The organism is Streptomyces sp. enrichment culture (assembly GCF_964273255.1).
Classification (GTDB): domain Bacteria; phylum Actinomycetota; class Actinomycetes; order Streptomycetales; family Streptomycetaceae; genus Streptomyces.
On sequence record NZ_OZ186835.1, the window covers coordinates 2,643,241 to 2,664,171 of the forward strand.

Here is a 20,931-nt window from a genome sequence, read left to right on the forward strand (position 1 = left end):
AATTCCACGCTGTCACCCCTGGAAACCCCGCCCGCCCCTTACCCGTCGGCTCAGGGCGAATGACGCCCGCGGAACCTGCGCCGCTCCCCGTCGGCGGGGCCGGACGGCTCGTCGGCCAGCCGCACGACGGGATCGTCCGGTCCCTCCCGCCCCGCCACCACGGGATGCTTCGCCCGCTCGGCCTTGGCCCGGTACTGCGCCGCGTCGGCCAGCCGGAACAGCCGCCGGGCGGACCGCACCGGACCGATCGGGTCCTCGGTGGAGGCGACCCCGCAGGACACGCCGTCGCCCAGACCCAGTTCCACCGCCCTGCGGCACACCTCGTCGGCCGCCTTGACCACGTCGTCCGCGGGCGGACCCACCGCGAGCAGGCAGAACTCGTCGCCGCCCAAGCGCGCCGCCAGAGCCCCGGGGAGCATGGCCCCGCACAGCGACAGCACCATGCCGAAACGTTCCAGCAGCCGATCGCCGACGGCGTGCCCCAGGGTGTCGTTGACGCGCTTGAGGCCGTTCACGTCGCACACCACCAGGCTCACCACAGCGCCGTCCCGGCGGTGCCGCTCGATCGCCTCGTCCAGCCGCCCGTCCACGGCCCGCCGGTTGGCGAGGCCCGTGAGCGCGTCGGTGTACGCCAGCCGCCGCGCCTCCTCCAACCGCTCCGTCTGGGCGATCCCGGCGGCCACCACTGCGGCCAGCACGGTCGCGAACTCCGCGTCGGCCCGCGCGAACACGGGCCGGCCGACCGGGCGGGCCACGTACAGCTCGCCCCAGGCCCGGCCGTGCAGCACGATCGGCGCGACCACGCAGCAGCCCCGCCCGCGCCGCCGCAGCGCGGCGACCCGCTGGTGACAGTAGCCGGGCCGCCCCTCCGCCGGACCTTCGGCGGTCTCCACCCAGGCGTCCGGCTCCCCGCCCCCGGCCCACCGCTCATGCAGGAACTCGGTGATCTCGGCGAACTGGTGCACCGGGTAGGACTCGTCGTCCGGGAACTCCTCCTCGCCCTCGGCGAGCTCCCCCACGTTGACCAGGACCCGCAGCCGCCCGAGCTCCCGCTCCCAGACGGACAGTGCGGCGAAGCTCCCCCCGAGGGCCCGGCAGGCGCCGCAGGCCGCGGCCCGCCACGCCTCCCGCGAGCTGTGCGCGGCGGCCATGCCCTGGGCCAGCGTCACCACGTCCGCCAGCCGGCTGTCCTCACCCATCCCCCCAGGCTAGGGACGTTCGTCCGGAATGGGGAGATTATCGACGCGAATGGGGATCATCCCGGACGGATCGCCGCAGATCACCGCCGGTGCGGTGGCTACTCTCCCGGCCAGTTCGGCCGGCGCTTCTCGTTGAAGGCGGCGACCCCCTCCGCACGGTCGCCGGAGAACGCCACCGACCGCCAGGCCGCGTCCTCGACCTCCAGGCCCGCGGGCAGGTCCAGCCCGTGCCCGAGCCGGAGGGCCTTCTTGGCGGCGCGCAGCCCCACCGGCGAGTTGCCGGCGATCCTGGCCGCCATCCCCAGAGCCTCCTCACGGTCCCGCCCCTCGTCCACCAACTGGTCCACGAGCCCCAGCTCACGGGCCTCGACGGCCTCCACCCGGCGCGCCGTGAAGATCAGCTCCGCGGCCCGCGCCGCCCCCACCCGCCGGGGCAGCAGCTGCGTGCCGCCCCCGCCCGGGATCACCCCGACCGACACCTCGGGCAGACCCAGCACCGCCGTGCGGTCGGCCACGATCACGTCGCAGGACAGCGCCAGTTCGAACCCGCCCCCCAGGGCGAAGCCGTGCACCGCGGCCACCGTGGGCACGGGCAGCTCCAGCACGCCGGTGTACGCGCCCCGCGCGACCGGGCGCTGGCGCACCAGGTCGGCGTCGCTGAAGGAGTTGCGCTCCTTGAGGTCGGCCCCGACGCAGAACGCCCGCTGGTGCGAGGAGGTCAGCACCATCGCGCGCACCGCACGGTCGGCACCCAGCGCCGCACAGGCGCCGGCGATGGACCGGGCCATCTCCGTCGAGACGGCGTTCATGGCCTTGGGCCGGTCGAGGACGAGCTCCGCGACATGCCCCTGCTCGTGCCGCCGCACCAGCACGAACTCCCCGAACCGTTCCTCAGTCATGACGTCCTCCGGTTAACGCGGGTTAACAAAACGTTCGCCCCGATCATCGCAGCCGGAGCCCACCCGGAAAAGGGAGTGCGGCCGGTTCCCCCGTCGCGCCCCGCCCACCCGTTCGAGTGACATCCGCGCGACTCCGGTCACCCCGCGGGCCGGAGCGCCTAACGTGCGCTCCACTGCGACGCGTACGGGGGCGCGTGCGCGGGGGGAGGGACGCCATGACCACGACCGCACCGACCGGACCGGCCCGCGGCGCAGCGGCACCGCCGGGCGCGTCGCGCCCCCGGGGCCGCCACCGCAAGCCCCGCCCCCGCAAGGCCCTGCTCGCCGTGGGCGGCCTGGCCCTGGCCGCGGGCGCCCTGGGCCTCGTCCGGCTGGTGTCCGACCCGGGCGGCGCGGACGCCGGCGCGGTGGCGGGCCCCCGTCCCGTCCCGGACGGTGCGGCCACCAGTGCGGCGCCCTCCGGAACACCGGCCGGTACGACCGCCCCGGCCGCCCCCGACGCCGGCCCGACCTCCCCCACCACGCTGGGCGGCCAGAGCGGGACGCCGGTCACGGCACGGACCGGCAGCCCGGCGACCGCGCCGCCGTCCCCCTCGGCGGCTGCGGGCACCGGCGCCTCACGGTCACCCGGCCTCCCGGAGGCCTCCCGCGCCCCCGGCGCCCAGGACGTCCCCGCCGCGCCCGGCAGCCCGGCCCCCGAACCGACCGGCCCGCCCACCCGACCGACCCCGCCCACCTCGCCCGGCCCCGGCCGCCCCCGCTCCCCGGAACCGCCTCCCCCGGAGCAGCAACAGCCCGCACCGCCCCGCCCGCCGGCCCGGGACACGGGTCTGTGCATCCCGCTGCTCAACCTGTGCGTGGGCGGCCTGGGCCTCGACGGCCCGGCGGTGCGCTGAGCCGCGGGCCGACAGGGGGACGGGCGGACGGGGCCTGCGGACAGGCCGGGAGCACGGGCCCGGCCCGAAGGGCAGTCGGAGGCACGGACCGGCCGGCACGGCGCGCAGCACCGAGCCCCGGAACGGCAGGGGAAGGACGGGCAGACCCACCGGGAGAGGGCCGGAAGCACACACCCGGACGCCGGGAGAGGTCCGGAAGCTCCGACCCGGCCGCCCGAACCCCGGAGTCGGACCCACGGGCCGCCCGGCGCGCCCGGCGCGGCCAGGACGGACGACGGGCCGCAGAGCGGCGAACAGCCGACCGCGGGCGCCCCGCCGGGCGCCGAGCGCCGCGAGACGGGGCGCCACGAGACGGAGCGCCGAAAGGACGCCCCGCACGGTGCATCACCCCGGGCGCCGTCCTGCGTCCCCGACCGCCGAAGCCCTCAGCGGCTGGAAGCCGACGCCCCCAGCAGCCGGAAGCCACCATTCGGCGTTCCCGCCGCCAGGTGCACAGCCACCGGCGATCCACCGGCCCGTCCCCGGGCGCGTGCGCCGTCGGCGCGGTCGCCGCCGCTCAGGACTCCGGCGCCGTGCCGCCGCCCCTGCGGGTGAGCAGCCAGGGTTCCACGACACCCAGGCCACGCACCGGACGCTGCCACATCGGCTGCAGCGCGAAGCGGTACACGGGCGGTTCCTCGCCCTCCTTCTCGGCCGCGGCCGCGGCCTCCACCGCGGCGGCCTCGGAGGCGGGGGCGTCGCCGGCCCGGATCAGTTCCTGGGCGAAGGCGGCGTCGACCAGGACGGCGTCCCGGGGCGCTATCGACGTCAGCCGGGAGGCGAGGTTGACGGTCGTGCCGAAGACGTCGCCCATCCGGGTGGTCACCGTGCCGAAGGCCATGCCGACGCGCAGTTCCGGCATCGTCTCGTCGTTCGCCATGGTGTCGATCAGCCGCAGGGCGATCTCCGCCGCCGTGCCCGCGTCGTCGGCCGCGTACAGCACCTCGTCGCCGAGGGTCTTGATCAGCCGCCCGCCGCGCGCGGCGACCAGGTCGGCTGCGGTGGTCTCGAAGGCCTCGACGAGTTCGCCGAGTTCCTCCTCCTCCATGCGCCGGGTGAGGCGGGTGAAGCCCACCAGGTCCGCGAAGGCGACCGCCAGCCGCCGGTCGACCATCTCCTCGTCGTCCGCGCCCTGGACCACCCGCCCGGCGGACGCGGCGAGCTGCCGCCGCCAGACGTAGACCAGGAACTCCTCCAGCTCGGGCAGGAGCAGCTCGACGATCGGATAGGTGACCTCGGTGCGGGTCATCCCGGGCTCGGGGGGTTCGGTCAGCCCCTCCAGGAAGCTGTCGATCTGCCATTCCGCCAGCCGTGCGGTGGTCTGTCCGGTGGAGCGCGCCACCTGGACGGCCATCGCCTCGCTCAGCAGCCCCGCCTCGACGAGACCGGCCAGCCGGCGCAGCGCCAGCACGTCGGCCTCGGTGAGCGCCTTGGCCTGGCCGACGTCGGCGAAGCCCATGGCCCGCCAGAAGCGCGTCGCCAGCTCCATGGTGACGCCCGCGCTGCGGGCCGCCTGGAAGGGTGTGTAGCGCCGCTCGGCACCCAGAATGAGCTGTTCGAGGCGCAGAGCGAGCGGATCCTCGCCGGAATCCTGCGCGTCCGCGCCGGAACCCGAGTCGTCGACGGTCACGCGTTGCTGCCCTTCCGATCTGCCACGGCCCTGGATCGACCGGCCTCAACTCTACGGCAGGTGTGCCCCAGCTCACTCCGTTCGGTCGCGCCGAGGGGCACCGGCCGGGAGGCGGAGGCGGTGCGCCGAAGCCCGGGAGGCGTGCGCCGGCCCCGCACGGCGCACCGGACGGGCGCCCCGCCGCACCGGAGGGTGTGCGCCGCACCGCCGCGGCGACGCCGCGCGCTCACGCGCCCCCGGCGGGACGCAGGTGCACGATGTCGCCCGCGCCCACGGGCTCCTGCAGCCCCGCCCCGGTGGCCAGCACCAGCCGCCCGTCGCCGTCGACGGCCATCGCCTCGCCGACCACCGACCGGTCCCCCGGCAGTTCCGCCCGCACCATCCGGCCGAGCGTGGCGCAGCCGGCCGCGTAGGTCTCCTGCAGGCCGCAGGCCGTCGCGTCGCCGCCGGCGCGCCGCCACCTGCCGTACCAGTCCTCCAGGGACCGCAGCACGCTCCGCAGCAGGGGGTCGCGGTCGGTGCTCACCGCGCCGGCCAGGGCCAGCGAGCCGGCCTGCGGCACGGGCAGTTCGTCGGCCCGCAGGGAGACGTTGATGCCGACGCCGACGACGACCGCGTCGTCCCCGGCCCGCTCGGCGAGGATCCCGCCGGCCTTGCGCTCCTGGTCGCCGACCGTGACGAGCAGGTCGTTGGGCCACTTCAGGGCCGTGTCCACACCGGCCGCCCGGGACAGCCCGGTCGCCACCGCGACGCCGGTGAGCAGCGGCAGCCAGCCCCACTGGTGCACCGGCACCTCGGCGGGGCGCAACAGGACGGAGAAGGAGAGGCCGGACCGGGGCGGTGCCGTCCACTGCCGGTCCAGGCGGCCACGCGCGGCGGTCTGCTCCTCGGCGACGAGGACCGTGCCCTCGCCGGCGGTGCCGTCGGCGGCCCGGGCCACCAGGTCGGTGTTGGTGGACCCGGTGCGCTGCACGACGTCCACCTGCCGCCACAGCCCTCCCTCGCGGAGCAGCCCGCGGCGCAGGGAGGTCACGTTGAGCGGCGGCCGGTCCAGGTCGGACCAGCGGTTGGGGGAGGAGTCGGAGTCGTCGCGCGGCGTCATGCAAGCCACATTAGGTGTGGCAAAGACCGCACTGCTGATGGGTGGGCACCCCACTACCCTTCGAATGAGTAACCGTCCCCCCTTTTGAGCAGGCAGGGAGCCGCATCCCGATGTCCGAGCCGGAAGAGCAGCAGCCTGACATTCGCACGACCGCGGGCAAGCTCGCGGATCTTCAGCGTCGTATCCAGGAGGCGACGCACGCCGGCTCCGCACGCGCCGTCGAGAAGCAGCACGCCAAGGGCAAGCTGACGGCCCGTGAACGGATCGAACTCCTGCTCGACGAGGGGTCCTTCGTCGAACTGGACGAGTTCGCCCGGCACCGGTCGACCAACTTCGGCCTGGACGCCAACCGTCCCTACGGCGACGGCGTGGTCACCGGGTACGGCACGGTCGACGGCCGCCCGGTCGCCGTGTTCTCCCAGGACTTCACCGTCTTCGGCGGGGCCCTCGGCGAGGTCTACGGCCAGAAGATCGTCAAGGTGATGGACTTCGCGCTGAAGACCGGCTGCCCGGTCATCGGCATCAACGACTCCGGCGGCGCCCGCATCCAGGAGGGGGTGGCCTCCCTCGGCGCGTACGGCGAGATCTTCCGCCGCAACACCCATGCCTCCGGCGTCATCCCGCAGATCAGTCTGGTCGTCGGCCCGTGCGCGGGCGGCGCGGTGTACTCGCCCGCGATCACCGACTTCACGATCATGGTCGACCAGACCAGCCACATGTTCATCACCGGCCCGGACGTCATCAAGACGGTCACCGGCGAGGACGTGGGCTTCGAGGAGCTGGGCGGCGCCCGCACCCACAACAGCACCTCGGGCGTGGCGCACCACATGGCCGGGGACGAGAAGGACGCCATCGAGTACGTCAAGCAGCTGCTGTCGTACCTGCCGTCGAACAACCTGTCCGAGCCGCCGGTCTACCCGGAGGAGGCCGACCTCACGGTCACCGACGAGGACCGCGAGCTGGACACCATCGTCCCGGACAGCGCGAACCAGCCGTACAACATGCACACCGTCATCGAGCACGTTCTCGACGACGGGGAGTTCTTCGAGACGCAGGCGCTGTTCGCGCCGAACATCGTCACCGGGTACGGGCGGGTCGAGGGGCACCCGGTGGGCATCGTGGCGAACCAGCCGATGCAGTTCGCCGGCTGCCTGGACATCACCGCCTCCGAGAAGGCCGCCCGCTTCGTGCGGACCTGCGACGCGTTCAACATCCCGGTGCTGACCTTCGTCGACGTCCCCGGCTTCCTGCCGGGCGTGGACCAGGAGCACGACGGCATCATCCGGCGCGGCGCCAAGCTGATCTTCGCGTACGCGGAGGCCACCGTCCCGCTGATCACGGTCATCACCCGCAAGGCGTTCGGCGGCGCCTACGACGTGATGGGCTCCAAGCACCTGGGCGCCGACCTCAACCTGGCCTGGCCGACCGCGCAGATCGCGGTGATGGGCGCGCAGGGCGCCGTCAACATCCTGCACCGCCGCACCATCGCCGAATCGGACGACACCGAGGCCACGCGGGCCCGGCTGATGCAGGAGTACGAGGACGCGCTGCTCAACCCGTACGTCGCGGCCGAGCGCGGCTACGTCGACGCGGTGATCATGCCCTCCGACACCCGTCGGCACATCGTGCGGGGGCTGCGCCAGCTGCGCACCAAGCGGGAGTCCCTGCCGCCGAAGAAGCACGGCAACATCCCCCTGTGACCACCCCCGCCGATCCCTTGGAGGCCACCGTGATGATCAAGGTCGTCCGGGGCAACCCGACCCCGGAGGAGCTGGCCGCCGCACTGGCGGTGGTGCGAGCCCGCGCCGCGGCGGCGTCCGCCACGCCGTCCGGCGCGTCCGGCCCCCGCGACTCCTGGTCCGACCCGGCCCGCATCGCCGCCCACCGGCTGCCGCAGCCCGGGCCGGCGACCTGGACCCGGACCTACTGGCCCGGCTGAGCCGCCCCCACCCGGTCCCGCACCGTCCCCCCGCCCGTGCCGCCACGGCTGTGCGGCTCCGGACGGGCGGGACCGATCCGTGCTGCGGCACGGGCGGTGCGGGAGTCGGGCGGTGCGGGCTGCCGCGGTCCGCACGGGCTGCGGTCCGGACGGAGTGCGGTCCGGACGGAGTGCGGTCCGGACGGAGTGCTTCCGTACTTGAGTACCCGTACTCAGGCCCCGGCACGGTGCCGCATACGACGCTGGGGGCATGCTGTGGTCCGACCCCGAGAACGAGCCGCCCAAGGAACTGCGGGACACGCAGGCGATGCTGCGGCGGCTGGGCGTTCTCATGGCGCTGGCCATGCTGCTGGCGATGCTCGTGATCGGCGTGCGGTGAGCGGCGTGCGCCGGCCGCCGCCGTCCGCACGGGCCGCCGCCCGGCCCGCGCCGGGGCCCATGGCGCGAGACGTGCGGGGCGTCGCCGATACGCTGAACGCATGACAGACCAGCCGCGCCGCCGACTCGTGCTCGCCTCCCAGTCCCCCGCCCGGCTCGGCTTGCTCCGGCAGGCCGGACTCGACCCCGAGGTGATCGTCAGCGGGGTCGACGAGGACGCCGTCAGCGCCCCCACCCCGGCCGAACTCGCCCTGGCCCTCGCCGAGGCGAAGGCGTCCGTGGTGGCCGCGAAGCCGCAGCTGAAGGGCGCGCTGGTGATCGGCTGCGACTCGGTGCTGGAGCTGGACGGCCACGCCCTGGGCAAGCCCGCGGACGCCGAGGAGGCCACCGCGCGCTGGAAGGCGATGCGGGGCCGCGCGGGCACCCTGCAGACCGGCCACTGCGTCTACGACACCGTCAGCGGCCGCTACACCTCCGGCACCGCCTCCACCGTGGTCCGCTTCGGGGAGCCCAGCGACGCGGAGATCGCCGCCTACGTCGCCACGGGCGAGCCGCTGCGCGTCGCCGGGGCGTTCACCCTGGACGGCAGGTCGGCACCGTTCATCGAGGGCATCGACGGCGACCACGGCAACGTGATCGGCATCAGCCTGCCGCTGGTGCGCCGCCTGCTGGCCGGCCTGGGCGTCGGCATCACGGAGCTGTGGGCGCGGCCGGAGGCGTGACCGGCGTGCCGCCGTCCCCGGCGCCGCCGTGCCCGGGGGTGCCGTCCGCCGGGGCGCCGTTCCCGGGCGTGCCCGGCGTGCCGTCCGGCGGGGCGGCGGACGTCTGCGGACGGTCGTACGTCATCAGCAGCAGCACGATGAGGCCGAGCACCACCACCAGGCAGACGAACGCGGACGGGCCGACCAGCCCCCAGGCGAACGCGGCCAGCAGGCCGTGCACCACGGCGGCGCTGATCAGCAGGATTCGGCCCAGCCCGGCCGGGGCCCGGTCGCGCACCCCCACCAGCAGGGCCACCAGGGCGCAGCACGCGAAGTACAGCCCGAAGAGGACCGCGCCCGCCTTCGAGGACACCGACATCATGTGCGGGTCGAGGCCCGCCAGCGACATGTCCTGCCGGTCCACGACCAGACCGAGGAACCAGTTCACCGCCGCGACGCCGAACGCCTCCACCAGGAGCACCGACGCCACCAGCCACGCCACCGGTCTGCGGACCACCGGCCCCACCCCCTTTCCAGCACTCCCGTGCGGTTACCCCGAGTACGTTCGGGTCGACGCGAAGGCTACTAACGGGTAAACCTCGGTACAAGGGGCCGGTGGCGGGCAAAGAATCATTGGGCCATTCGTAGGGACTCCACAAAGAAACCGAGTGGGGCGCAGCACGCTCTCACAGAGACCTTGACCACATGCGGGGGCTAGGGTTTTCCGGAGGGAGCCCTGTGCACCGCGGTGCGACAAGGGATTTCGCCCCTCGAGCGAGCCTCGGGTCACGCTCCGTGTGGGGAAGCTCACCATGGGGGACGGCTCGAAGTGCCGTGTCGGCTGTCCCTAAACTCGGCTTGTTTCAAGGAGGGAGCCTCAATCGTGCGCAAGGTGCTCATCGCCAACCGTGGCGAAATCGCTGTCCGCGTGGCCCGGGCCTGCCGGGATGCCGGGATCGCGAGCGTTGCCGTCTACGCCGACCCGGACCGGGACGCTCTGCATGTCCGCGCTGCGGATGAGGCGTTCGCCCTGGGCGGTGACACACCCGCCACCAGTTACCTCGACTTCGACAAGGTGCTGGGCGCCGCGCGCGAGTCCGGTGCGGACGCCGTCCACCCGGGCTACGGCTTCCTCTCCGAGAACGCGGACTTCGCCCAGGCCGTGCTCGACGCGGGCCTGACCTGGATCGGCCCGCCCCCGCAGGCGATCCGCGACCTCGGCGACAAGGTCGCCGCCCGGCACATCGCCCAGCGCGCCGGAGCCCCCCTGGTGGCCGGCACGCCGGACCCGGTCTCGGGCGCCGACGAGGTCGTCGCCTTCGCCGAGGAGCACGGCCTGCCGATCGCCATCAAGGCCGCGTTCGGCGGCGGCGGCCGCGGCCTGAAGGTCGCCCGCACGCTGGAGGAGGTCCCGGAGCTGTACGACTCCGCGGTGCGCGAGGCGGTGGCCGCCTTCGGCCGCGGCGAGTGCTTCGTGGAGCGCTACCTGGACAAGCCGCGGCACGTGGAGACCCAGTGCCTGGCGGACCAGCACGGCAACGTGGTCGTCGTCTCCACCCGTGACTGCTCGCTGCAGCGCCGGCACCAGAAGCTGGTCGAGGAGGCCCCGGCGCCCTTCCTGTCCGACGAGCAGGTCGCGGAGCTGTACTCGGCGTCCAAGGCCATCCTGAAGGAGGCCGGCTACGTCGGTGCCGGCACGGTGGAGTTCCTGGTCGGCGCCGACGGCACGATCTCCTTCCTGGAGGTCAACACCCGTCTGCAGGTGGAGCACCCGGTCACCGAGGAGGTCGCCGGCATCGACCTGGTGCGCGAGATGTTCCGCATCGCCGACGGCGAGGAGCTCGGCTACGACGACCCGCCGCTGCGGGGTCACTCCTTCGAGTTCCGCATCAACGGCGAGGACCCGGGCCGGGGCTTCCTCCCCGCCCCCGGCACCGTCACCACGTTCGCCCCGCCGTCGGGTCCGGGTGTGCGCCTGGACGCGGGTGTGGAGTCCGGCTCGGTCATCGGCCCGGCCTGGGACTCCCTGCTGGCGAAGCTGATCGTCACCGGCCGCACCCGTGAGGAGGCGCTGCGGCGGGCCGCGCGCGCCCTGGCGGAGTTCCGGGTCGAGGGCATGGCCACCGCGATCCCGTTCCACCGCGCGGTGGTGGAGGACCCGGCGTTCGCCCCCGAGCTGACGGGCTCCACCGAGCCGTTCACGGTCCACACCCGCTGGATCGAGACCGAGTTCGTCAACGACATCAAGCCCTTCGCCGCCGCCGTGGACGCCGAGGCGGACGAGGACGCGGGCCGGGAGACGGTCGTCGTCGAGGTCGGCGGCAAGCGCCTGGAGGTCTCCCTCCCGGCCTCGCTCGGCATGTCCCTGGCCCGTACGGGGCTGGCGGCCGGCGCCAAGCCGAAGCGCCGCGCGGCCAAGAAGTCCGGTCCCGTGGCCTCCGGCGACACCCTCGCCTCGCCGATGCAGGGCACGATCGTGAAGGTCGCCGTGGAGGAGGGCCAGGAGGTCAAGGAGGGCGACCTGGTCGTCGTCCTGGAGGCCATGAAGATGGAGCAGCCCCTCAACGCCCACCGGTCCGGCACCATCAAGGGCCTCAGCGCGGAGATCGGCGCGTCGGTGACGTCCGGCGCGACCATCTGCGAGATCAAGGACTGAGCGCACGAGAACGGAGCTGTACCGGGGCCGGTCCCGCACCACGCCCCGTCCGCCCGCGCCCGGCAGGTCGTCAGGAACTGCCGGGCGCGGGCGTGTCCGGGGGCGGTGCCGGACCGTTCCGGCACGCCGGGGCACGGTTCCGCCCCGCTGGAGGACCGTGCGGCGTGATGCAGGACCGCGCGGCGTGATGCAGGACCGTGCGGTGGGTGCCGGACCCTGCGGCGTGGTGCGGGCACGTTCCCGTTCCGGCGCCGGGCGGCACGGGGGCGGTCGACGGCGTTCGCACCGGGCCCGCCGTCCGTGCGGCGGTCACCGGGGCCCTGCCCTGCCCTCGGGTGCCGCCCGCGCACCGTCCGCGCCTCCCGCACGGCCGGGTCCGGGCGCCGCGGCCCTCGCGGCGCGGCCCGTGCCCGCACCCGCCGGAGGCCCTTCCGGCGCCCGCCGTCCCGATGGTCAGCGCCGGCGGAGGTCCGCGACCCGGGCGCGTTCCGGCTGGTCGGCGCCCATGGGGACCGCCGAGCGGAGTCCGGGGCCCTGACGGCGCGGCCCGGGCAGGGGTACGTCCCGGCGCTGCCGGCGCGTCGGGACGCCGTCACCCCCCTGGGCCGACGACCCTCCGGGGGCCCCGGCGACGGCGATCTGCACGCCCTGGTCGGCGAGCGCCTGGAGCTCGGTGCCCGCACGGTCGTCGTGGGCGGGCGGTTCGTCGGTGACGAGGCGGGTGATGAGGTCCGTCGGCACGGTCTGGAACATGGTGTCCGTGCCGAGCTTGGTGTGGTCGGCGAGGACCACCACCTCGGCCGCGGCCTGGACCAGCGCCCGGTCGACGGAGGCCGAGAGCATGTTGGACGTGGACAGCCCCCGCTCGGCGGTCAGACCGCTCCCCGAGAGGAAGGCACGGGACACCCGCAGCCCCTGGAGGGACTGCTCGGCACCGCTGCCCACCAGGGCGTAGTTGGAGCCGCGGAGCGTGCCGCCGGTCATCACGACCTCGACCCGGTTGGCGTGGGCCAGCGCCTGGGCCACCAGCAGGGAGTTGGTGACCACGGTCAGGCCCGGCACCCGGGCGAGCCGTCGGGCCAGCTCCTGTGTGGTGGTGCCCGCACCGACCACGACGGCCTCGCCCTCTTCCACGAAGTTCGCGGCGAGGTCGGCGATCGCGGTCTTCTCGGCGGTCGCGAGATGGGACTTCTGCGGGAAACCGGACTCTCGCGTGAAACCGCCCGGCAGTACCGCACCGCCGTGCCGGCGGTCGAGGAGTCCTTCTGCCTCCAGCGCGCGCACGTCCCGCCGTACGGTCACTTCGGAGGTCTGGACGACGCGGGCGAGTTCACGGAGCGACACGGCCCCGTTCGCTCGCACCATTTCGAGGATCAATTGGCGACGTTCTGCAGCGAACACGAAACTGACAGTAACGCCGACGACCGTCTGCTTTCAGCAGTTTGCGCTGAATAGCAGAAGTTGTTCGCACACCACCCGGGCAAGTGGTATAAGGCCTAGGCCGACCGCCTATGCCGCCCGCATGGTCGGCAACTCCCCGCCGTGGGCGGGGAGTCGGCTCCGGCCCGCCCGGCGGCGGTCAGCCGGCACCGTCCGTCTTGCGGGTGTGCAGCTGCCGTGCGACCTCGGCGATCGACCCCGAGAGGGAGGGGTAGACGGTGAAGGCGTTCGCGATCTGCTCGACGGTCAGGTTGTTGTCCACGGCCAGCGAGATGGGGTGGATCAGCTCGGACGCGCGGGGCGCCACCACGACGCCGCCGACCACGATCCCGGTGCCCGGACGGCAGAAGATCTTGACGAATCCGTCGCGGATGCCCTGCATCTTGGCGCGCGGGTTGCGCAGCAGCGGCAGCTTCACCACCCGGGCGTCGATCTTCCCGCCGTCGACGTCGGCCTGGGTGTAGCCCACGGTGGCGATCTCGGGGTCGGTGAAGACGTTCGAGGAGACCGCCTTCAGGTTCAGCGGGGCGACGGCGTCGCCCAGGAAGTGGTACATCGCGATGCGCCCCTGCATCGCCGCCACCGACGCCAGCGCGAACACCCCGGTGACGTCACCGGCCGCGTACACGCCCGGGGCGGTGGTGCGGGAGACCTTGTCGGTCCAGATGTGGCCCGAGTCCCGCAGCCGGACCCCGGCCTCCTCCAGGCCCATGCCCGCGGAGTTGGGGACGGCGCCGACGGCCATCAGGCAGTGCGAACCGGTGATGACCCGCCCGTCGGCGAGGGTGACCTCCACCCGGTCCCCGACCCGCTTGGCGGACGCCGCGCGCGAGCGCGCCATCACGTTCATCCCGCGGCGCCGGAAGACGTCCTCCAGGACGACCGCGGCGTCCGGGTCCTCGCCGGGCAGCACGCGGTCGCGGGAGGACACCAGGGTCACCCGGGAGCCGAGCGCCTGGTACGCGCCCGCGAACTCGGCGCCGGTCACACCGGAGCCGACCACGATGAGCTCCTCGGGCAGCTCGGTGAGGTCGTAGACCTGGGTCCAGTTCAGGATGCGCTCGCCGTCGGGGCGGGCGTCGGGGAGTTCGCGGGGGTGCCCGCCGGTGGCGATCAGGACGGCGTCCGCGGTGAGCGTCTCCTCGGTGCCGTCGGCGGCGCGCACCACGACCTTGCGGGAGCCGTCGAGGGCCTGCATGCCCTCCAGCCGGCCCCGGCCGCGCAGCACGCGCGCGCCGGCCCGGGTCACGGACGCGGCGATGTCGTGCGACTGGGCGAGCGCCAGCCGCTTCACCCGGCGGTTGACCTTCCCCAGGTCCACGCCGACCACCCGGGCGGCCTGCTCGATGTGGGGGGTGTCGTCGGCGACGATGATGCCCAGTTCCTCGTAGGAGGAGTCGAAGGTCGTCATCACCTCCGCCGTGGCGATGAGGGTCTTGGACGGCACGCAGTCGGTCAGCACCGACGCACCGCCCAGACCGTCGGCATCGACGACGGTCACCTCCGCGCCGAGCTGCGCGGCGACCAGCGCCGCTTCGTATCCGCCGGGTCCGCCACCGATGATCACGATCCGAGTCACGTACTCCATTGTCCCGCACACTTCACCGTGCGACCGCCCGGGGGCCCGGGCGGGGCTCCCCCGTTGCGTCCGGGGCCCGTGTGACGGCTGCCGTACGCTCTCCCCATGTCGCTCTACGCCGCGTACGCCGGCAACCTCGACGCGCGGCTGATGTCCCGCCGCGCTCCGCACTCGCCGCTGCGCGCCACCGGGTGGCTCAACGGGTGGCGGCTGACGTTCGGGGGCGAGCAGATCGGCTGGGACGGCGCGCTGGCGACCCTGGTCGAGGACCCCCTGGCCCAGGTCTTCGTGGCGCTGTACGACATCGCCCCGATGGACGAGGAGTCGCTGGACCGCTGGGAGGGCTCCGGGATGGGCATCTACCGCCGCACCCGGGTGCGCGTCCACACCCTGGACGGCGAGGAGAACGCCTGGACCTACGTCCTGAACGCGTACGAGGGCGGTCTGCCCTCGGCCCGCTACCTGGGCGAGATCGCCGACGCGGCGGAGTCCGCGGGCGCCCCGCACGACTACGTGATGGAGCTGCGGAAGCGGCCCTGCTAGAGCCTCTCCTCGGCATCACGCCGGGCTCGGGCCCGGCGTGACGCCGGACGCAGGCCCTGGTTCGGTCGGGCGCAGGTTTCGGGTACGCCGGGCGCAGGCCCGGATCGGCCGGGCGCAGGTTTGGATGCGCCGGACGCAGGCCCCCGGCCGGTTCGGGCGCAGGCCCCCGGCCGGTTCGGGCGCAGGCCCCCGGCCGATTCGGGCGCAGGCCCCGGCCGGGTCGGGCGCAGGCCCGGATGCGCCGGGCGTGTGCGCCGGGGGCCGGGACGGACGGAGGAGTGCGGGGTGCGGAAGCGGCGCGCGCGTCGGGTGACGCGCCGCTCCTGACGCGCCGGTTCCGATGCGCGGGGCCGCCGCATCCCCGCCCTCATTTCCCCGGCTCTCCACTTCCCTTCCCCTCCACTTCCCCGCCCCCCGCCGGTCCCCCGGCCCGACTCGCCACCGGCCCGACTCGTCACCGGCGCGACCGGCTCGCCCCCGGGCCCCGGCCGGCCCGCGGCCGTCCCCTCCTGTCGGAAACGACAAGACAACGATCGCCACCCCGTGAGCTTTCACATCTACGCGCGTAGGCGAAGACCGGCTACTCTCGTGCGGGTGAACGCTTCTCTTCTTCCGGACGACATCCAGGGCGACCCGTACGCCGCAGCCGACGCCGCCGCCGCGCGCCTGCGCGAACTGACGGGCGCCGAGACCCACGACGTCGCCCTCGTGATGGGCTCCGGCTGGGCTCCGGCCGTCGACGCCCTCGGCGAGCCCGACGCGGAGTTCCAGGTCACCGAGCTGCCCGGCTTCCCGCCCCCGGCGGTCGAGGGCCACGGAGGCAAGATCCGCTCGTACCGTGTCGGCAGCAAGCGGGCCCTGGTCTTCCTGGGCCGCACCCACTACTACGAGGGCCGCGGGGTCGCCCCCGTCGCCCACGGGGTGCGCACCGCGGTCGCGGCCGGCGCCAAGACCGTCGTCCTGACCAACGGCTGCGGCGGCCTGCGCGAGGGCATGCGTCCCGGCCAGCCGGTCCTGATCAGCGACCACATCAACCTCACGGCCACCTCCCCCATCGTCGGCGCCAACTTCGTCGACCTCACCGATCTCTACTCGCCGCGCCTGCGCGCCCTGTGCAAGGAGATCGACCCCACGCTGGAGGAGGGCGTGTACGCCCAGTTCCCCGGCCCGCACTACGAGACCCCGGCCGAGATCCGCATGGCCCGTGTCATCGGCGCGGACCTGGTGGGCATGTCGACGGTGCTGGAGGCCATCGCCGCCCGTGAGGCCGGCGCCGAGATCCTGGGCATCTCGCTGGTCACCAACCTGGCCGCCGGCATGACCGGTGAACCCCTCAACCACGAGGAGGTCCTCCAGGCCGGCCGCGACTCCGCCACCCGCATGGGGGCCCTGCTCACCCAGGTCCTGGGCCGCCTGTAACCGGCCCGCGCAGTGTCGGACGAGTGCGGGGGTGCCCGCCGGGTGCCCCCACGGGGCGTGGGCCGGGCTCCCGGGCGCGCCACCGGGGCGCAAGGCCGGCACCGACGGCCGCCCGGCCCCGGCGCGCCGGAGATCCGGGCCCCGGGGCCGGATACGGCACCCGGTACGGGAGGACCGTGTGCCGGATACGGCACCCGGTACGCGAGGAGCGCGCACCGCGGCCCCGCCGGACGGTCCCGCGCCGCCGCGCGCGGCGCCACCGCCCGCACCCGGCCGGTCCGAGCGCGCCCCTGGTCGTACCCGGCCGACGGCCGCATCCCCGGTCGTACCGGACCGGCCCTGGCATCGCGGGCCGGCAGCCGCGGGACCTGCCCCCACCAAGGGGCGGCCGGCTCCACGACCGGCCGCAGGTCGGCCCTCCGCCGTCCCCTCCCCCCGGTCCGTATCCGTCCGGCCCGTCGCGCCGGGGGCACACCCCGCTTCCGGCACCGGCCCGGGGTACCCGCACCGGACACCGCACCCCACGTTCCCTACACCCACCCGCACGAGGAGAGGCTGACCGACCGTGCACGACGCCCTCATCGCCCGCGCCCGGGCCTGGCTCGCCGAGGACCCCGACCCGGAGACGCGCGCCGAACTCGCCCGGCTCATCGAGACCGGGGACCACGCGGAGCTCGCCGACCGCTTCGGCGGCACCCTGCAGTTCGGCACCGCCGGTCTCCGCGGTGAACTCGGGGCCGGCCCGATGCGGATGAACCGCGCGGTCGTCATCCGTGCGGCCGCCGGTCTGGCCGCGTACCTGCGCGGGCAGGGCCACGGCGACGGCCTGGTGGTCATCGGCTACGACGCCCGCCACAAGTCCGCCGAGTTCGCGCACGACACCGCCGCCGTCATGACCGGTGCCGGTCTGCGCGCCGCCGTGCTGCCCCGGCCGCTGCCCACGCCCGTACTGGCCTTCGCGATCCGGCACCTCGGCGCGGTCGCCGGGGTCGAGGTCACCGCCAGCCACAACCCGCCCCGCGACAACGGCTACAAGGTGTACCTCGGCGACGGTTCCCAGATCGTGCCGCCGGCCGACGCGGAGATCGCCGCGGAGATCGAGGCGGTCGCGTCCCTGGCCGACGTCCCGCGCCCGGCCGACGGCTGGGAGACCCTGGACGACGGTGTCCTGGACGCCTACCTCGCCCGCACCGACGCCGTCCTCGCCCCCGACTCCCCGCGCACCGCCCGCACCGTCTACACGGCGATGCACGGCGTCGGCAAGGACGTGCTGCTCGCCGCCTTCGCCCGGGCCGGCTTCCCGGAGCCGGTGCTGGTCGCCGAGCAGGCCGAGCCGGACCCCGACTTCCCCACCGTCGCGTTCCCCAACCCGGAGGAGCCCGGCGCGATGGACCTGGCCTTCGCACGGGCCCGCGCGGTCGAGCCGGACCTGGTCATCGCCAACGACCCGGACGCCGACCGCTGCGCCGCCGCCGTGCGGGACGGCGGCGACTGGCGCATGCTGCGCGGCGACGAGGTGGGCGCCCTGCTGGCGGCCCACCTGGTGCGGCGGGGGGCGGCCGGCACGTTCGCCGAGTCGATCGTGTCGTCCTCGCTGCTGGGCCGGATCGCCGAGGCGGCCGGGCTGCCGTACGAGGAGACGCTGACCGGCTTCAAGTGGATCGCCCGGGTGGACGGCCTGCGCTACGGCTACGAGGAGGCGCTCGGCTACTGCGTCGACCCGGACGGCGTCCGCGACAAGGACGGCATCACGGCGGCGCTGCTGCTCACCGAGCTGGCCTCGGTGCTCAAGGCGGAGGGCCGCACGCTGCCGGACCTGCTGGACGACCTGGCGGTGGAGCACGGTCTGCACGCCACCGACCAGTTGTCGGTCCGGGTGCAGGACCTCTCGCTGATCGCGGACGCCATGGGCCGCCTGCGCGAGCAGCCCCCGGCCGAGCTGGCCGGGCTGCGCGTCGTCGAGGCGGAGGACCTGACCCGGGGCTCGGCGAAGCTGCCGCCCACGGACGGCCTGCGGTACACCCTGGACGGCGCCCGCGTGATCGTCCGGCCCAGCGGCACGGAGCCGAAGCTGAAGTGCTACCTGGAGGTCGTGATCCCGGTCTCCGGCCGTGACGGTCTCCCGGCCGCCCGCGCCCGCGCGACGGAACTGCTGGACGCGCTCAAGCGGGACCTGTCCCGCGCCGCCGGCATCTGACGCCGCCGGCACCGGTCCCCGGCCGGGCGGCTGCGCACCTCACACACCTCACCCCAGCGGGCCCGGAACGCTCCCGGAGCGTTTCGGGGCCGCCGAACTCCGGCCCACCAAGGACGGGCGGTCGGCCCACGGGGACGGGACGCCGGGCCCGCCGACGCCGGGTGCGCCGGGCGCACCGGCCTGCTCGTGCGCGCCCTGCGTACCAGCTGGCACGTGCGCCCGTACTCGCCCGCACGCTCCCGTAGGCGCCTGTAGGCGCCTGTAGGCGCCTGTAGGCGCCCGTGCAGCCCCCTCGGCCCGTCGGCCGTCCAGGTCCGTCCGCGCCCTCACCCGCCACTCACCGGTGGCTCACCGGTGGCTCACCGGTCGGTCACCGGTCAGCCGTACGCCCCCGCAGGGCCCGCCGGTGCGGCCGTCCGGCCTCAGCCCGTCGCCAGCAGGACCGCCAGCAGCACGGCACCGGCCGCCGCGGGCGCAAGGATCTCGTACGCCCAGCGCACGACGGGGGCGCCCTGTGCGGCGTCCGCGCCCTGACGGCGTTCGTGCAGTTCGCGCAGCTCGTCCATGACACCGTCGGTCCGCCCCCGGACCGGACCGTCGTCGGCGGCGGCGGACGGCCGCCCGCCCCGGCGGAGGGCGGCGCCGCCCGGGCCGTGTCCCGCGGTGCGCACGTCGACGCCGGAGGCCCGCTCCCCCGTGGCCCGCATCTCGCGGCGGGCAGCCCGCTTGCGGGCGCGCAGGGACACCGGCAGGGCCCACAGCTGGTACGTGGTGCCCGCGTCGGAGAAGACCTCGTTGGAGTAGCCGGAGCGCAGCGAGGCGACCCGCCCCCAGGGCAGCACGATCAGCCGGAAGGGGTTGCGGACCCGCAGCCGGTCCTCGTTGACGTGGATCGCGGGGCGCAGCGTGAAGGCCACGATCAGCGGCACCGCCAGGAGCAGCGAGGCGAGCGCGAGCCATGGCGTGCGGCCCTCACCGCGGAGGGAGGCGTCGATGCCGAACCACGCGCAGACGCCGAGGAGCAGGACGCCGCCGGCGATGCCCGCGGGGGACCGGTGCACCTGGTCCCGGTCGTCGGGTGCGGCGGACACCGGGGGCTGCTTGGGCTCCGGGGCAGGCGACTGGGGCTCGGGGGTCGTCATACGGCGATTCTGCACGACGGAGGCGTGCGGACCCGAGCCGCGGTCCGGTACGGACGGTGCGGGAGGTACCGGTGGGGCGCAGGGGGTGCAGGGGACGCATGAACCGGAGGAATCCCTTCCGCAGCGGGCGGGGGCCGCCGAAGCGTCCGGGCGTCGCGGAGATGAGGTCGGGGGCTGTACAGCCGCTACGCGCGTAGATATGCTCGGCTGGTGACCATGCCCACCACTGCACCCCACGCACTTGCTGACGTCACCGCGTCCGACAGCACGCTGCGCCGCTTCCTCCACGGGCTGCCCGGCGTCGACGCGGTCGGCCTGGAGGCGCGCGCCGCCTCCCTCGGCACCCGTTCGATCAAGACGACCGCGAAGGCGTACGCCATCGACCTCGCCATCTCGATGGTCGACCTGACGACGCTGGAAGGCGCGGACACCCCGGGCAAGGTCCGGGCGCTCGGCGCCAAGGCGGTCCTCCCCGACCCGACCGACCGCTCCACGCCCACCACGGCCGCGGTGTGCGTCTACCCCGACATGGTGGCCGTGGCCAAGCAGGCCGTGGCCGGCTCCGGCGTCAAGGTCGCCTCCGTCGCCACCGCCTTCCCGGCGGGCCGCGCCCCGATCGCCGTCAAGCTGGCCGATGTCCGCGAGGCCGTCGCCGCCGGCGCGGACGAGATCGACATGGTCATCGACCGCGGGGCGTTCCTCGCGGGGAACTACCTGAAGGTGTACGACGAGATCACCGCCGTGAAGGAGGCCTGCGGGGCGAACGCCCGGCTCAAGGTCATCTTCGAGACCGGCGAGCTGTCCACGTACGACAACATCCGCCGGGCGAGCTGGCTCGGCATGCTGGCCGGGGCCGACTTCATCAAGACCTCGACCGGCAAGGTGGCGGTCAACGCCACGCCCGCCAACACCCTGCTGATGCTCCAGGCGGTGCGCGACTTCCGTGCCCAGACCGGCGTGCAGGTCGGCGTGAAGCCGGCCGGCGGCATCCGCACCAGCAAGGACGCCATCAAGTTCCTCGTCCTGGTCAACGAGACGGCGGGCGCGGACTGGCTGGACAACCACTGGTTCCGCTTCGGCGCCTCCTCGCTGCTCAACGACCTGCTGATGCAGCGGCAGAAGCTGGCCACCGGCCGTTACTCCGGCCCCGACTACGTGACGGTGGACTGATC

At 74.5% G+C, this 20,931-nt stretch carries 18 protein-coding genes; 10 read left to right on the forward strand and 8 right to left on the reverse strand.

Going from position 1 to position 20,931, the window contains the following annotated elements; translation table 11 throughout:
- Positions 1–50: 50 nt before the first annotated feature.
- A complete protein-coding gene (locus ACSU53_RS11160; RefSeq protein ID WP_437026927.1) occupies positions 51–1,199 on the reverse strand; it encodes a diguanylate cyclase domain-containing protein in 1,149 nt (382 codons plus the stop codon).
- Between the two features lie 98 nt (positions 1,200–1,297).
- Positions 1,298–2,098 (reverse strand): enoyl-CoA hydratase/isomerase family protein, encoded by an 801-nt coding sequence (locus ACSU53_RS11165; RefSeq protein WP_437026929.1) that lies wholly within the window; start codon positions 2,096–2,098, stop codon positions 1,298–1,300.
- Positions 2,099–2,313: 215 nt separating this feature from the next.
- Between ACSU53_RS11165 and ACSU53_RS11170 the strand changes: the two genes are divergently transcribed.
- A complete protein-coding gene (locus ACSU53_RS11170; RefSeq protein WP_437026930.1) occupies positions 2,314–2,994 on the forward strand; it encodes a hypothetical protein in 681 nt (226 codons plus the stop codon).
- A 556-nt stretch (positions 2,995–3,550) separates the two neighbouring features.
- Here the strand turns inward: ACSU53_RS11170 and ACSU53_RS11175 are convergent.
- Positions 3,551–4,663 carry an adenylate/guanylate cyclase domain-containing protein gene (locus ACSU53_RS11175; protein WP_437026932.1) on the reverse strand — a complete coding sequence of 371 codons (1,113 nt, stop codon included), beginning with the start codon at positions 4,661–4,663 and terminating at the stop codon, positions 3,551–3,553.
- Between the two features lie 226 nt (positions 4,664–4,889).
- Positions 4,890–5,765: a biotin--[acetyl-CoA-carboxylase] ligase gene (locus ACSU53_RS11180; RefSeq protein ID WP_437026934.1), complete on the reverse strand. Its 876-nt coding sequence runs from the start codon at positions 5,763–5,765 to the stop codon at positions 4,890–4,892.
- 110 nt (positions 5,766–5,875) lie between these two features.
- On the opposite strand from ACSU53_RS11180, the gene ACSU53_RS11185 reads away from it, so the two are divergent.
- The 4 genes from ACSU53_RS11185 (at position 5,876) to ACSU53_RS11200 (ending at position 8,804) form a co-directional block, all read left to right on the forward strand.
- Positions 5,876–7,465 carry an acyl-CoA carboxylase subunit beta gene (locus ACSU53_RS11185; RefSeq protein WP_437026936.1) on the forward strand — a complete coding sequence of 530 codons (1,590 nt, stop codon included), beginning with the start codon at positions 5,876–5,878 and terminating at the stop codon, positions 7,463–7,465.
- 29 nt (positions 7,466–7,494) lie between these two features.
- Positions 7,495–7,704 (forward strand): acyl-CoA carboxylase epsilon subunit, encoded by a 210-nt coding sequence (locus tag ACSU53_RS11190; protein ID WP_437033118.1) that lies wholly within the window; start codon positions 7,495–7,497, stop codon positions 7,702–7,704.
- 250 nt (positions 7,705–7,954) lie between these two features.
- Positions 7,955–8,083 carry a morphogenic membrane protein MmpB gene (gene mmpB, locus ACSU53_RS11195; RefSeq protein ID WP_437026938.1) on the forward strand — a complete coding sequence of 43 codons (129 nt, stop codon included), beginning with the start codon at positions 7,955–7,957 and terminating at the stop codon, positions 8,081–8,083.
- A gap of 100 nt (positions 8,084–8,183) precedes the next feature.
- Positions 8,184–8,804 (forward strand): Maf family protein, encoded by a 621-nt coding sequence (locus ACSU53_RS11200; protein ID WP_437026940.1) that lies wholly within the window; start codon positions 8,184–8,186, stop codon positions 8,802–8,804.
- Here the strand turns inward: ACSU53_RS11200 and ACSU53_RS11205 are convergent.
- Positions 8,773–9,309 carry a hypothetical protein gene (locus ACSU53_RS11205; protein ID WP_437026942.1) on the reverse strand — a complete coding sequence of 179 codons (537 nt, stop codon included), beginning with the start codon at positions 9,307–9,309 and terminating at the stop codon, positions 8,773–8,775. The two genes, ACSU53_RS11200 and ACSU53_RS11205, sit on opposite strands and share 32 nt — an antisense overlap.
- A gap of 357 nt (positions 9,310–9,666) precedes the next feature.
- Here ACSU53_RS11205 and ACSU53_RS11210 point away from each other — a divergent pair, with 357 nt between their 5' ends.
- Entirely contained in the window at positions 9,667–11,439 is a 1,773-nt protein-coding gene (locus ACSU53_RS11210) for an acetyl/propionyl/methylcrotonyl-CoA carboxylase subunit alpha (protein ID WP_437026944.1), read from the forward strand.
- A gap of 453 nt (positions 11,440–11,892) precedes the next feature.
- Here ACSU53_RS11210 and ACSU53_RS11215 read toward each other — a convergent pair whose 3' ends face one another.
- On the reverse strand, positions 11,893–12,804 hold the full coding sequence (locus tag ACSU53_RS11215) for a DeoR/GlpR family DNA-binding transcription regulator (protein WP_437026945.1): 912 nt from the start codon (positions 12,802–12,804) through the stop codon (positions 11,893–11,895).
- Between the two features lie 214 nt (positions 12,805–13,018).
- Entirely contained in the window at positions 13,019–14,467 is a 1,449-nt protein-coding gene (locus tag ACSU53_RS11220; protein WP_437026947.1) for an NAD(P)H-quinone dehydrogenase, read from the reverse strand.
- Positions 14,468–14,563: 96 nt separating this feature from the next.
- Here ACSU53_RS11220 and ACSU53_RS11225 point away from each other — a divergent pair, with 96 nt between their 5' ends.
- The 3 genes from ACSU53_RS11225 to ACSU53_RS11235 all read left to right on the forward strand — a co-directional run bounded on the left by ACSU53_RS11225 (position 14,564) and on the right by ACSU53_RS11235 (position 18,617).
- Positions 14,564–15,001, forward strand: coding sequence for a gamma-glutamylcyclotransferase (locus ACSU53_RS11225; RefSeq protein ID WP_362090916.1), 438 nt, complete (start codon positions 14,564–14,566; stop codon positions 14,999–15,001).
- Positions 15,002–15,595: 594 nt separating this feature from the next.
- Positions 15,596–16,420 (forward strand): purine-nucleoside phosphorylase, encoded by an 825-nt coding sequence (locus ACSU53_RS11230; protein WP_362090914.1) that lies wholly within the window; start codon positions 15,596–15,598, stop codon positions 16,418–16,420.
- Positions 16,421–16,985: 565 nt separating this feature from the next.
- Positions 16,986–18,617: a phospho-sugar mutase gene (locus tag ACSU53_RS11235; protein ID WP_437026949.1), complete on the forward strand. Its 1,632-nt coding sequence runs from the start codon at positions 16,986–16,988 to the stop codon at positions 18,615–18,617.
- A 422-nt stretch (positions 18,618–19,039) separates the two neighbouring features.
- Here the strand turns inward: ACSU53_RS11235 and ACSU53_RS11240 are convergent, their stop codons facing one another.
- On the reverse strand, positions 19,040–19,759 hold the full coding sequence (locus tag ACSU53_RS11240; protein ID WP_437026951.1) for a PH domain-containing protein: 720 nt from the start codon (positions 19,757–19,759) through the stop codon (positions 19,040–19,042).
- Positions 19,760–19,975: 216 nt separating this feature from the next.
- Here ACSU53_RS11240 and deoC point away from each other — a divergent pair, with 216 nt between their 5' ends.
- Positions 19,976–20,929 carry a deoxyribose-phosphate aldolase gene (deoC, locus tag ACSU53_RS11245; protein ID WP_437033120.1) on the forward strand — a complete coding sequence of 318 codons (954 nt, stop codon included), beginning with the start codon at positions 19,976–19,978 and terminating at the stop codon, positions 20,927–20,929.
- The last annotated feature ends 2 nt before the right edge of the window (positions 20,930–20,931 follow it).

Bases quoted from the DNA above. Each gene is read 5' to 3' on its own strand.
- ACSU53_RS11170 (WP_437026930.1), top strand. From the start codon at position 2,314: ATGACCACGACCGCACCGACCGGACCGGCCCGCGGCGCAGCGGCACCG.
- ACSU53_RS11160 (WP_437026927.1), bottom strand. From the start codon at position 1,199: ATGGGTGAGGACAGCCGGCTGGCGGACGTGGTGACGCTGGCCCAGGGC.
- ACSU53_RS11215 (WP_437026945.1), bottom strand. From the start codon at position 12,804: ATGGTGCGAGCGAACGGGGCCGTGTCGCTCCGTGAACTCGCCCGCGTC.
- ACSU53_RS11200 (WP_437026940.1), top strand. From the start codon at position 8,184: ATGACAGACCAGCCGCGCCGCCGACTCGTGCTCGCCTCCCAGTCCCCC.
- mmpB (WP_437026938.1), top strand. From the start codon at position 7,955: ATGCTGTGGTCCGACCCCGAGAACGAGCCGCCCAAGGAACTGCGGGAC.
- ACSU53_RS11180 (WP_437026934.1), bottom strand. From the start codon at position 5,765: ATGACGCCGCGCGACGACTCCGACTCCTCCCCCAACCGCTGGTCCGAC.
- ACSU53_RS11220 (WP_437026947.1), bottom strand. From the start codon at position 14,467: ATGGAGTACGTGACTCGGATCGTGATCATCGGTGGCGGACCCGGCGGA.
- ACSU53_RS11240 (WP_437026951.1), bottom strand. From the start codon at position 19,759: ATGACGACCCCCGAGCCCCAGTCGCCTGCCCCGGAGCCCAAGCAGCCC.
- ACSU53_RS11225 (WP_362090916.1), top strand. From the start codon at position 14,564: ATGTCGCTCTACGCCGCGTACGCCGGCAACCTCGACGCGCGGCTGATG.
- ACSU53_RS11165 (WP_437026929.1), bottom strand. From the start codon at position 2,098: ATGACTGAGGAACGGTTCGGGGAGTTCGTGCTGGTGCGGCGGCACGAG.
- deoC (WP_437033120.1), top strand. From the start codon at position 19,976: ATGCCCACCACTGCACCCCACGCACTTGCTGACGTCACCGCGTCCGAC.
- ACSU53_RS11185 (WP_437026936.1), top strand. From the start codon at position 5,876: ATGTCCGAGCCGGAAGAGCAGCAGCCTGACATTCGCACGACCGCGGGC.